The organism is Methylobacterium sp. Leaf88, from assembly GCF_001422795.1.
Taxonomy (GTDB): Bacteria; Pseudomonadota; Alphaproteobacteria; order Rhizobiales; family Beijerinckiaceae; genus Methylobacterium.
Genome location: NZ_LMMK01000054.1, coordinates 318 through 12816 on the forward strand (window position 1 = coordinate 318; position 12499 = coordinate 12816).

Here is a 12499-nt window from a genome sequence, read left to right on the forward strand (position 1 = left end):
GGTCCCCCAGATCCCCATCCGAATAAACCAACGTGCCGGCCAGATCGTGCTTGATCGCGGTGCCCTCGACGATGCCAGCGTTGGCTGAGTTGGTAATGGTCGGTGCCAAGTTCGGATCTTTCAGGGCGATGTTGAGCGACGCACTGGCGACCTGACCCCAGATATCCTTGATGGTGTAGGTGAAGTTGTCGACCGCATCGATCGGAAGCGATCCGGCGGTGCGCGTGTAGGCGTAGCTGCCGTCGAAAGCCATGACGAGGGTGCCGTACAGACCCTTCAGGACCGTACCCACCGAGGTGCCCCCGATGCTCAGAACCGTTGCCGCGTGATTGGCGAGCGGGATCACACCATCGGAGGCCGACACGGCGAAGGATCCGCCGATGCCCTGCTTCAGGGTCAGGCTCGCGTTGGAAGCCGTCAGGGTGGGCACCAGGTCAGCTCGGTCGACCAGGATAAAATCGCTGGTCTTCAAGGCGATCTTGCCGTTCAGCTCCAACTTGAAGTCGGTCTTCAAGTCGCCATCAGCATCGAGTTCGATCGTGGTGATGCCCGAAGCATAGGTGTAGCGCAGCTGCCAGGCGTGGCCAGTGTAGCTTTCCGAACCGAGCCACTGCCAGTTGGAGAGGACTTTCGGGGCGCCCGTGATCGCTGCGAGGTCGATCCGATCCTGCCCCTGGTTGAAGTCGGAGATCCGGTCGACACCATCGTCCGTCAGCGACCTGTAGACGAAGATGTCCTTGCCTCCGCCACCCGTGATGAAGTCGCGACCGCCGCCACCGACGATGACATCGTTGCCGGCCCCACCGACGATGTAGTTGGAGCCGCTGCCGCCGAGGATGTAGTCGCCCTTGGCCGTGCCGATGATCGCCGCGCCGGGCGCGGCGGCGGCGATCTTGTTGAGGCTCGACAGGTCGGGCAAGGCGCCCACGGCTTCCAGGCCCGGGGCATCCGGGCGGCCGCTAGCATGCATGTTGTCGGCGTAGACCATGTCCTTGGGCCGCGAGGTCTGCTCGAGTTCGCCGTACAGGCCGTAATCGATGACGTTGCCGATGACCTGTACACCGGTGATCGAGCCCACCTGGGCTGCCGAGTGTGTCTGGGTCGCGCCATCCGAGACCAGGACGCTGTAGCTGCCGCCTAGGATGACGTTGTTCTTGACCAGAACGTCCGAGACGTTGCCGGCCTCGCCGGTGATGCGCACGGCGTTGTTGGTGGCGACCCGGGCATCCGCGCTGGGGCGCCAGTCGATGACGTTGTCGGACACGACCACCGGGCCGATCGTCTTGGGGATCCAGATGCCGTCGGAATGTGCACCGCTCGCATAGCCCCCGCCCGCGATGTAGTTGCCCGAGATCGTCCCGCTCTGAATGCTCAGCGCATCGTTCGGCGCATCCACAAAGCTGCTGTTCGTGATGACGGTGTTGTAACCCCGCGAGACCACGAAATCGACATACCCAGCGCGGTCGAGCTTGAGACCGTCAAAGCTGGACCGGTCGATCGTAAGGTTCTTCGTTCCGGCCGCCGAAGTGATGGAGTAGGTGCCGACCGACGCGTCGAAGCTTGAGTTCTTGATCGTCACGTCGTCAGCCTGCACGATGATCGCGACGCCGCGAAAATCGTAGCCATCGAAGGTGACGCCAGACTTGGTTACGACGAGTGTGTTGAGAGCCTTATTGTAATAAATTCCGTCGGCACTGGTCAAAGTTGTAAAGCTCTTCAGCTGCGATAAGCCAAGCGGGTTTCCGACAGGAGCGTCAACCCCAGCGATGCCAGTCAGCGAATTATTAGAAACGATTTTCGCGATGTCTTTGGCGATCTGCATGACTGCCTCTAGCTGCCTCTTTCTTAGGAGGCGTAAGAACTTATCCTGCAGTCACGTTTGCCGAACGCCCTCTAAGTCCGCGTGTGATGATTCGATAAAATGCAATGCAAGTCAGCGTATCGTTGTCGAACCGGGGAGATACCTAAGCAATCCTTCCCAAGGTCTGGTTTGCGCTCCTCAGCCAGTCGTTCCCATCTGTACCCTCGCGTACAAACAGGAATGCCCCCCCCGGCAGGGCGGCGTGGAGAGCAGATGCGGACCGACCGACATCGGACGCGTCATAAGGTGCGTCTGAAGGACACGGTGCTGCAGGCGGACCTGGACGGGATAAGCCGCCGGGTGGCGCGGGCGGATTCACCCAGCAGTCCGGGAGCGACGTCTCCGCGCCCAAAGCCGGCAACGATCGTGTGGCACCTGCGGATCGTGGCCGCGTGGCAGGCGCTGCCAACGCGCAATCCGCCGTCGCGTACCGTCTAGGGTGAGTTCCGACGCTGGATCGGGAAGGGCCGGTTCGAGGACCTGATGCGAATTCCAACCCGCCAGCAGCGACGGCGTTGCGGACATCGCCCAGAGTGCGACCATGTCGGAGGGGGCACGTGCCTCACCCCAACCCTCTCCCCCACGGGCGAGGGCGTTCGTTCCGACCCAGATGACCGAAGCGATCAACCGAAAATGGTATCAGGCGCCGCAGTGCGGAAACAAGGCTTCCTTAATCGCCGGCACGATGATTCGTGTCGCAATCTCGGATCTGGGATGGCTCCCATCCGGGAGAGCGGCAGCGAGTTCGGACGCGGACAAGGCGCGCCATCCAGGGCGATGGTCTATGAAGGTGAGGCCTTCTTGCGCCGCAACGCGAGCGTAAATATCGTAGTAATAGTTCAGAAAAGGCCTGAGGACACCGCGTAGCCCGATCACCGGATTCATAGCCATGAGAACGATACGGGGCACGGTGGATCCGTGCCTTAACCGGGCGATGATGGTCCGAAGATTTGCTTCGCTCTTCGACGGCAGAATCCATCGATCCAAAGCGGCATCATTCGCCGAAAATTCGATGAGGACAATGTCGGGCCTCAATGCAACGACATCGGCAACGGCGGTGAGCGCCCAGGCCGACGAGGCGCCACTGCGGGCCAGGATCTCAACCTCCACGGGGCGCGCGACGCAGGGTTGAATGGCGCGAGCCAGCGCATCCTGCCATGCGCCGCGCGCCGTCAGGCTGGTGCCGAAAGTGACGATGCGGAGCGGGCGATCCTCGCTTCGGCTCGGTTGTACCGTCGCGACCAGCACCGTTGCGATCACTCCTGCCCAAAGGCTCACCCGACACGAGGACATCAGTGTCCGACAAGACGTGTTTCGAGGCGCCCTCCTTACGGGGCGAGGGCCTGCGATCCCAATTTCATGGCTCACGATACCTACTACCGATAGGCGCCCCCGGCTCTGGATGCTGGCGGCGCAAACTTGCCTTATCTCTGCCTTCGACAAGAACCGGGATCAAAGTCAACGGACTTCGCGGGCCCGGTCTCGATCGCCCAGCCGGACAATCGGGGTCTGGTGGCCCGCATTCGGTCGCGCACCATGAAGCAGACCCGTCGCGCCCTGTGCCCATCAACACATGTATCGCTCCAGCCCAGCATCATCGGACGCCGTTGGACAATTCATTCGGGCGCGCTGGCGGACGCGGAGGTCTGCCCCACGCACGGGCCATGCGCCACGTGCGACGCATCGGTCGTAGAGCCGACGGCGGAGAATCGTCACGCGCAGACGGATGCAGGTACAGGCTTTCCGACAGACCCGCTCTCGCCCCCAGAACCAGAGCGAGCAGTGTCCAAGTCGCGCCCCAGAAGTGCACCGTGAAGGCGTTGAAGAAGATGATGAAGATCACGATTCCTAGGCCCTGGCGGAGAATCGTGATCTGGGGATTGGGATAGCGGATCTGAGGTCTCAGCGGCATCGTGATGCCCGTCGAGAGCATTGACAGGATCAGGAGCACTAGGGCCGGGAAACCGTGCCGGATGGTCTGAATCAGGTACAGGGAATCAATGCTCGGCGGCATGTCGTCGGAGCGTAGCCAGTCGGCGAAGCCGATCCCCATCCAGGGGGCGCGGGCGACGTTCAGACCGACCCACTGCCAGATCTGCACACGGAACAAGCCGGTTTGCGGATCGTACGTCAGATTGCGGATCAGCGTCGTCAGCGGATCATCGACGAGCGCAAAGAATGTGGTGAGCAGGAACAGGGCCGTGGTGAGCAAGACCACCATCCGCCACGGAAAGCGATCGAATGCCCGGAGGAAAAGGATCGTGCCGATCGACATGTTCAGCGACAACAAGGGTGCTGACGAGAGTGGCAGCAACACGCCAAGCAGACAAACCGTGATCCACAATCCCTTCTCGCTCGTCCGCATCGCGGAATGCCCGATCATTAGAAGGCATACGACGAAGAATACGCCGAACAGGATTGGATGCTCGAGAGATCCCTGGGCGCGTACCAGTCCGAAGCGCCGTGCAGGAACGTCATCGAGTGGTGCGTGCGAAAGAATCCGGCCAATCGTCCAGACGAAATGCTGGCCGGTCAGGGTATCGAGAACGGCCGTGATGACGAGAAGGACGAGAACGAATCGGAGGACACGGATCATCTGCTGGAAGCCGGAGGTCGTTCCGAAGAAGACTCGGGCGACGACGTAGGCGAGCGTGAATTCGATCGCCGCAACGGCTCCGTAGCCCACAAGCCCCTTCACCCCCTCCAAAATACCCAGGGTCAACAACATCCAGAAGGACATCAGAGGGACGAGAACGTCGGACGCGATCGGAATGTATCCGCCCGTCGTGAGCTTGCGCCAGAGCTCGCGAAAGGCCGGCACAGCCGCAGCGAACAGGGTCAGACGCGGAAGTGTCAGAGCGCCCGTGACGAAGGTCAGCGAGGAGGGCGCGAAGAGGAAGCCCGGAAAGAGCCAGGCAACCCAATAGGCGAGCCGCGTGTTCGTGCGATAGCGGCTCTGGGCATTCCGCGCCGCGAGCCGACGCAGTCCGGGGGTGATCGTCCGGGTAACCGCCATGCGTCGCGTGAAGGCACTCATTCTGCTGCCTGACCTCGACCAGCCTCCTCTGCTGCCGGTCCGATCGGTGCGCGCGCGCGAAGGTAGCCGTCCCGAGCGGTTTGCGCCAGGAGGATCCAGGCTGCGCCGGCGATCACGATGCCGCAACTCAGGCCGATGCAGATGCGATACGAGAGCGGATCGAGAGCGGCAATCGTTGCAAACAGGAGACCGATGACCAGGGGGGGGACGATGAAGACTGCACTGGAGATGACGGCATCTCGCCAGGCGGAACCCAGTCTTGACCGTACGATGTACAGCGCGGCGCCGAACGCGATGAGTTCGCCGATGGTCATCCCAACCAGAAGGGATTCAAGCTGTGGACGCAGATACATGAGCAGCGCCCCGAGCGCGAGGCCCAGCATCGGCATCTGATTCGCGATCGCGAGTTGTCCGGTTCCACTGGTCTGCAGGAGGACAGACGTCGCCGGCTCCGTGCGGCAGATTCTCAGATAAACGACGAGGCCAACCAGCAGGATCGTCAGGTCGGACGCCACGAAGCGCGGACCGAAGATGGCCGGCAGGAAGCTCTTGGCGAGGACCTCCCAACCCAACGCGTAGATGGCTGCGACGATCGGGACTGCCCGCGCGTAGAGGCGGAGCCTGGCGGCGTACACGCTCGGCTGCGTCGAGGCGTTGACGAGGCCGGCCAGTTGGATGGGCCCCAGAAGGCGGAACAGGCCGGATGTCGGGACATACGAGGTCAGGATCACGACCGCGTAGAGACCCAATGTCTGCAGCCCCAGCATCGCCCCCACGAGGAGACGGTCGCCCTGGGTCATGATCGCGTTCCCCATGCCGTTCACGATCAACGGCAGGGAGTAGCGAAGTGCCTGACCCGTCAACGGGCCGCGCAGGATGACGGCGAACTGCGACCGAGCCAACAGATGCGTCATGGCCACGTTGATGCAGGCCTGAACGAGCAGGTAGGCCAGAAGTGCGTGATGTGTCCCGGTTTGGGTGCCGACGACGAGCATCGCGGCGATACCGCAGCCGTGAGACAGGATCGAGGCTGCGAGTTGCGGCTTATAGTGGTAGTCCCGCTCGTAGACGCGAACTTCGAGGTTCTCGAGACTCTTGATGAGAGGCAGTGGCGCGAGCCAGGCGAAGCCTGACCACTCCCCGCAACTGACCATGCCGCAACCGACTGGATAACTCAGCGTCAGGATGAGCAGTGCGACCAGGATGCCGCGCACCAGGGCAATGCCATGCGCCGTGGCAAGAGCCTCCTCGTAGCGCTCCCGGGGGGATGCCAGAACGAAACGATAGAGGCTCGTATCGGTGATCTGTTCGACCGCACCGTAGCTCGCGGTCAGCGCGGCAGCGAAGCCGAATTCGTAGGGTCCCAAAATGCGCGTGAGGATGATCATCCTCACGAATGGAACGCCTATCTCCGTTGCTCCGAGGACTGCCAGCGCCCCCGCCTTGGATATGGCCGCCAGGCGCATCGGTCGCTGCCTCTGAGATCAACCGGCAAGCGTGACCACGCACGCTACCTTTTAATGGGAGAAATACTTGGAGCTGTAATAGGTCGAGACGCGCTCACCGTATCGCGGCAAATCCTTCATCTCGGCCATATTGAGAATCGATCCCGTCAGCTTGTCGAATATCCCGGGGATCGATTCCAGCGCTTCGCTGACGATCTGCGGGTCGCTCTTGCCCCATGCCAGAACCAGCAGGAAGCTGGTGATCGAGCTTGAGACCGCCCGGACATCCGACAGCGGAACGATCGGCGGAAGATCGACGACGATATAGTCGTAATGTGCCCTGGCCTTATCGATCAGTTCACGGAAGTAATCGGACTCGAGGCTCGTCACGGGTACGCCATTCCGCGTCCCGCCGGTCGCGTTCTGGTAGTCGCCGAACTCCGGCCGCGTGCTTGTCAGGGCTGGAATGAAGTCGAAGGGAAGATCCGGACGACGGACAAGCGAGATCGGTGCAGCCGTGACGACCGTACCGTGGGGCAGGTCGCTGCCCTGCGGCGCAGCGATCGCGTTGGAGAGGCTCGGATTGCGCATGTCGCCGTCAATCAGAAGTACGCGCCGATCGTTCTGAGCGAGCACGAAGGCCAGGTTGGCGGAGAGGGTGGTCTTTCCCTCGTCGGGGACGCAGGAGATCACACCAATCACCGGGCAGCCCGCTTCGTTCTCGCGCTGATCGATCGTCGTCTTCGCAATCCGGAGCGTCTCCGCTGCAATCGTGAAGGGATTGCGTGCGGCGAAGTCGAGTGGCATCCGCCAGCCGGCGGGGGCACGCCGCTGCCCGTTCGGTTGAACCCGCGGAACGTATCCGAAGCATTCGATGCCCGAGGCTGCCTCCGCTTCGGAACGCGTCCTGATCTTCCGGTGCATCAGTTCGAGGGTCAGGGCGCCCGTCAGACTTCCGAAAAGGCCCAGGATTGCACCACCGGCCGCGAAGAGGATCCGCTTGGGTTTGCTCGGAAGCGACGGCGGGGCGGCGGCGCCGATGACGCGCGCTTCGCTGATCGGGAAATTCTGACGTTGCAGAGCATCGTTGTAGCGCTGCATGAAACCGTCATAGGACGCTTTCAAAGACTGGGCCTGCGCTTCCATCGCGTTGAGCTTGACCTGTGCCTCGCCCGTCGCAGCCGCACGCTCGAACTGCTCGGCCAGGCTGGTCTTGATCGAGTTCTCACGCGCCAGGGCGACATCGTAGTCGTTCTTGTAGCTTTCCTGGTAACGCAGCAGCTCCTTGCGGATCGAGTCCTGGATCGCCTTCGCATCGGCCCGCAGCTTGATGACGGCGGCATGGGTCTCGCCGTACCGGGATGCCAGAGAATCGGCTTTGTTTGCCAGATCGAGATACTGTGTGCGAAGCTTCGAAATGACGGTGTTCTGCAGCGCATCCGTGACCGTCAGTTCACCAATCGAGTCAGGCGAGAAGTTCATGGCCTGATCAACGCGTGCTTTCGCCTGGGCCCGCTGGGAGGCGGCATCGGCGAGTTGCGTGCTGAGATTTTGCAGTTGCTGCTCGTCGACGAGCTTTCCATCCGAGCGCGCGATTTTTGCTTTGCTCTGGTACTCGCTTGCAGCTCGCGAAGCCTTGAGCATCTGATCAGAAAGCTGGTCGGTCCTGGCCTTCAGCCACGTGACCGCTTGCCGTGTGACCTCGTAATCCGCATCGAGCTGCTTCTTGATGTAGACTTCGGCAAAAGCGTTCGCGATCTTCGCAGCCAGATCCGGGTTGCGAGCGTCGTATGAGATCGTGAACGAATAACTTTTGTCGACCCGATCGACTTTGAGGCTTTTCGAGACGGCGATCATCGTGTTGGCGATGCGGTCCTCTTCGTCCGGAGGCGGCGCGTCCTCGGAGAAGAGACCCTTGATCGATGCGATCAGCCCTGGGGAGGCCTGTGTGAACTCTGGATTGTTCTGCAGGTCCAGGGAGGTGACCACGCCGCGGACCACGCTTTCCGACTTGATGGTTTCCGCTTCCGTATCTGCACGTCCCGAGTCGATCATCGGCTCGTCGCGGCGCTGCGTCTGAGCATTGACCGGCTGAGCGATCGCGACGCGTCGCGGATCCAGAGACAGTTGTGCCGTCGCTTGATAGGTCGGCGTAACGAGGTAGCTTGCGGCGTAGCCCACGAACAGACCGATCGGCGTCAGGGCCAGGATAAGGCGAAGGTGCCGGCGCAGGATCGACAAGACGACGCGGATCTCGTTGACCAGAGTCGGCCGTTCCGGGAATGGAACCGCATACCCGACATTCGTCTCAATCATCAGTCACCGTAATCCATTTCGCGACTACCGGATGTTTCGCCCCGGCCAGCGTCGACGGACGACCCCACCATAGCCGAAAGGATGTCTGTTTGAAGGCCGTGCTGCGTTGCAAACGTCGAGTTTGCACCGCGACAGCCCCATTTCGACCCTTTTCACGGGCGCGCCGGCGGAGGGGCGAATTTTGCCGGAAAGCCGGTGTCACCCTTGAGGCCGCTGAACCAGCCCGCCAGCGCGACGCCGAAATTCTTGTACGCTCCCTGGGCAGCATACTGTGTCGTCAGGAGGAGCGTCGAGACGGCCACGAGCGGAAAGATTCCTGGGTAGAACCGTCGTGTGAGGAGCAGCTTGCTTCGCTCATCGAGGAAGACGGAGAAGCTGGAACGTGCCTTCCGGCTGTGATTCGAGCCGATCGTGGCGCCATGATGATGGTGGACGATGGACTCGTGCGCGTAGCCCAGCCTGAAGCTGCCTCGCCGCAGGCACCAGTCAACTTCTTCGGCATAGAGAAAATAGCCCTCCTCCATGGGGCCGACGGTCTCGATGAACGGCCGTATGACGTACATCGAGGCCCCGCAGACATACTGCATCTCGGCTTCGACCTGTGCGATGTCCGGCGTGGCGGAGGCCGGCTCTCCAAGCCCGATATTCCAACCGCGTGCAATCCAACGGCGCCAGCGGCCCCCGTACATCTGGATGCGCTGATTGTGAGTCAGGACAATGCGGCTTCCGACTACGCCGTAGGAACCCTGTGCCGCCCGTGCCTTCAGGGACTTCAAAGCCGCCGGCTCGGGCGCCGTATCCGGATTGAGGATCCAGATCGCATCCCAGTCCGGGTCCGAGGCGAGATGGTCCAAGACGGCGTTGATTCCACCTGCATAGCCGAGGTTGCCCGGCGCCCGATGAACAAAGATGCGAGTCTTGCCATCCGAAAGAGTGAGGACGCGCGTGGCAAGCCCACGCTTCGACAAGTCCGGCGCAGAGGCGTCGGCTTCGCAGAGTGGACGCAGGGAAGCGCACAGCTCTGCGAAAGCCGTATCACCGCCATTCTCGCAGATGTGAATCGTATGGTCTGGGCCGTCCATTTCCCTCAGGCTGGAGACGCATCCGACGATGTCGTCTGGACAGCGGAAACCAACGATGACGATCGCGCAGTAGCTCACGGCTTTTTCAATTCCCCATTCTAGCTTGCGGCGTCCTCGCCACGAGGACCCCTCGCGCGGTGGGCAGGTCCTGCCCGAGGCTTTCTAAGCGATCCCTCGAAGGGACCCTCCGCCGCGAAACCCGTCTCGGGCGAGAATCATGCCGCGGCGGATGCGGGTGCGAAGACGAAGTCCGGGCGCTCGGCAACCAGTTGGGACAAGGCTGTCTTGTCCAACTCCCACCAGCAGCTCTCCTCGATCCGATCGATGGTCGCTTGCGAGAAGCGCAGGCGGACGACGCGGGCCGGTGCGCCGGCCAAGATGGCATACGGAGGTACATCCTTCGTGACGACCGCGCCGGCACCGATGATCGCTCCGCGCCCGATACGCCCACATCCCGGTGTGATCGTCGCGTTGTGACTGATCCAGACGCCATCCTCAATGACAATCCGCGTCTTCACCGTTCGATCGCTCCGGACTATGCCGAAGCTGGGATCATAGAAATAGGGGTGGGTGGACAAGGCATCGATGGGATGGTTGGCGTCGAGAATGCGTGCGGTTTTTGCAATCGAGCAGTATCGGCCAATGACCGAACCGGGCGGAATCCGCCATCGATCGAAGCAGCCGTAAGAGTAAAGTCCGATTGTGATGTCGTAGCGAGATGCAAAGTGACGGCGCAGTGCCTGGCTTTCGTACTCGTTCTGACGCTCGCGGCGAAGCAGCAGGCGCTCTCGGATTTTGTCGATGATGGTCATAGCTGGGATCCAGGCTCGGAAGCCACTAGGAACTGTCGGATCGGTGCTGCCTGCGAAAGCCAGCGCTGATTGCGTTCTTCGCTGTCCCGGAGATGCGCAGTCTGAGCCGCGAAGCGGGCGTAGTCGCCGGCAATGGTCTGACAAGCGTCCATCAGGCCTGCGACCGAATTGTCGACAAAGCAGGCGGAGCCGAACAGGCTCCGCAGAAGCGGGAAATCGCTGACGATCATCGGCTTCCCTGCGCCGACCGCTTCCCCCCCCGCACTGAGCAAAACACCGTCCATGGTCGTCAGGCACAGGATTCCGGATGCCTGGGCGAGGAGTGCATCGTAGGCATGCACGGGCAGGAATCCGGTGAAGGTGACATTGCTTGGCAGAGCATCCATGAATCCCTGCTGAGCTGCGCGGGATTTCAGACCGGTAATCTTGAAGTCGTAGTCGGGCAACAATCGTGCGGCCTCGATCACATTACGCACTGGTTCGTCCTTGTGAAACGAACAGGGCATGACGAAGCACGGGCGTCCACTAGGTGGGGCTGTCGAGACCGTTTGGTAGTCGGGAGAGCGATCTTCGAGCACTCTCAAATTGCGCTTATCGACCCCGAGGCCGTGTGCTGTCGTGAGTATGATTTCATTGTGGACGAGGACCAAATCGAAGCTTCGCATCAGACGGTGCGTGAATGGAACCTGCAGCCAGGGAGCGGCGAGCGCGGAATTATGAATATCGGCAACCAAGCGGGGACCTTTCTTCACCGATAAAAGGCGTAGAAGCAGGCAGAGATGCACGAGAAAATTCGGAGGTAGCTGCACCCAGACAACGTCGGGCTTCCCCATCAGCACAATTCTGGCCGTTTGAAGGACTTGAAGCGGATATCCGATCAGAATTTTTAATGCCGTCCAGCGTGCAAATGGAGGCGGCACGAAATGTACGCGATAACCAAAATAAGCATCCATCGATGTCGGGCGACGCTGATATTTCGCCCAAACGATATAAATCTGTTTAGGGATGCTCTGCTCAGAATCCGGTGCTTTTAAAATGAGCGCCTCCATGCGCCTTGCTCCAGCTTGAGAAAGAGACGTTTAAACGTACTTGGTCATTTCAGCCCGAAAATTCTCTACTGCCTCCTACACGGCTCGCGCCTGATGTCAAAATTTGCCGCTTAAACAAAAGTCAATGCCGTGTGAAAAGTGGACTAATGGATCGAGATTAAACTCTGGTGGAGTAGTCAGCATCATATCTATTCTTATGCTATTAATAAAAATATGCTTGTCTGAATTGGGTGCCATACTCTAGCAATTTTTGCGGAATTGGCGGTTGGATGTCTAGGATCTTTGGCAATAGATATCGCCTCTCGCTTCTGTCCAGCCGACTGAATTCCTTGCCCGATGAGCGGAATCAACGCCCTGCGCGCCGAGCCCGTCCAGCGTCGTTCTCTCTGATATTCCTTCTGAATTCCGGCGTCCGGGTTGCTGTGCAGCTCAAGCTGGCATCGCTTTTGCTGACGGTGCTAGTGTTAGGATCTCAACAGACCCAACAAAATTCCGGCCCCGGAGCACAGGACGATCCGAACCGTTCATGCCTGACGGCGGAAAAATTCTATTCTCCCATCGTACGCAAGCCCTTATCTGAAGGAATAGAGCACTCTCTCAATTTCAACTCGCCCCATCATCAATTCTTCTGACCCAGCTCCAACGAGCCGTTTGTCTCCGTTCCAGCTTGATGCCTTGTCTGCATAGACATTCGGAAACCATAAGACGGGCATGATAGAGCTTCGCTGAGAAGATGTCGCCGACCGATGCGGATTCCGTCAGACAATCGACGGCAGTCGAGCCCTGGAAATCGGGTTATGCTCCCAACCGGATCGGTCTGAGAGGAAAAAACGACCCATGCGCATCTTGGTGACGGGCGGCTGCGGCTTCATCGGATCGGCTCTGGTCCTGCACCTG

Annotated in this window: 8 protein-coding genes; all 8 read right to left on the reverse strand. The window is 60.6% G+C overall.

All coding sequences use genetic code 11. From position 1 onward, the window contains the following. The coding region (locus tag ASF20_RS21575; protein ID WP_082501506.1) for a M10 family metallopeptidase C-terminal domain-containing protein at positions 1–1822 on the reverse strand (1822 nt) is incomplete at its 3' end. A 678-nt stretch (positions 1823–2500) separates the two neighbouring features. Continuing rightward, a complete protein-coding gene (locus ASF20_RS21580; RefSeq protein ID WP_056219731.1) occupies positions 2501–3109 on the reverse strand; it encodes an SGNH/GDSL hydrolase family protein in 609 nt (202 codons plus the stop codon). 346 nt (positions 3110–3455) lie between these two features. Further along, the gene (locus tag ASF20_RS21585) at positions 3456–4898 is read right to left on the reverse strand and encodes a hypothetical protein (protein WP_056219727.1); all 1443 of its coding nucleotides are present in this window, start codon (positions 4896–4898) and stop codon (positions 3456–3458) included. Next, the gene (locus ASF20_RS21590) at positions 4895–6286 is read right to left on the reverse strand and encodes an oligosaccharide flippase family protein (protein WP_210166850.1); all 1392 of its coding nucleotides are present in this window, start codon (positions 6284–6286) and stop codon (positions 4895–4897) included. Before ASF20_RS21590 ends, ASF20_RS21585 begins: the two co-directional genes overlap by 4 nt. 129 nt (positions 6287–6415) lie before the next feature. Further along, positions 6416–8659 carry a Wzz/FepE/Etk N-terminal domain-containing protein gene (locus ASF20_RS21595; RefSeq protein ID WP_056219720.1) on the reverse strand — a complete coding sequence of 748 codons (2244 nt, stop codon included), beginning with the start codon at positions 8657–8659 and terminating at the stop codon, positions 6416–6418. A 152-nt stretch (positions 8660–8811) separates the two neighbouring features. Continuing rightward, complete coding sequence (locus tag ASF20_RS21600) at positions 8812–9819, reverse strand: glycosyltransferase family 2 protein (RefSeq protein ID WP_056277887.1); 1008 nt, start codon at positions 9817–9819, stop codon at positions 8812–8814. Positions 9820–9956: 137 nt separating this feature from the next. Then, complete coding sequence (locus ASF20_RS21605) at positions 9957–10553, reverse strand: CatB-related O-acetyltransferase (RefSeq protein ID WP_056219716.1); 597 nt, start codon at positions 10551–10553, stop codon at positions 9957–9959. Next, positions 10550–11602: a glycosyltransferase gene (locus tag ASF20_RS23675; RefSeq protein WP_082501510.1), complete on the reverse strand. Its 1053-nt coding sequence runs from the start codon at positions 11600–11602 to the stop codon at positions 10550–10552. Before ASF20_RS23675 ends, ASF20_RS21605 begins: the two co-directional genes overlap by 4 nt. Positions 11603–12499 lie beyond the last annotated feature (897 nt).

Excerpts from the sequence above, each read along its gene's own strand:
- ASF20_RS21585 (WP_056219727.1), bottom strand. The coding sequence starts at position 4,898 with ATGAGTGCCTTCACGCGACGCATGGCGGTTACCCGGACGATCACCCCC.
- ASF20_RS21590 (WP_210166850.1), bottom strand. The coding sequence starts at position 6,286 with ATGATCATCCTCACGCGCATTTTGGGACCCTACGAATTCGGCTTCGCT.
- ASF20_RS21595 (WP_056219720.1), bottom strand. The coding sequence starts at position 8,659 with ATGATTGAGACGAATGTCGGGTATGCGGTTCCATTCCCGGAACGGCCG.
- ASF20_RS21605 (WP_056219716.1), bottom strand. The coding sequence starts at position 10,553 with ATGACCATCATCGACAAAATCCGAGAGCGCCTGCTGCTTCGCCGCGAG.
- ASF20_RS23675 (WP_082501510.1), bottom strand. The coding sequence starts at position 11,602 with ATGGAGGCGCTCATTTTAAAAGCACCGGATTCTGAGCAGAGCATCCCT.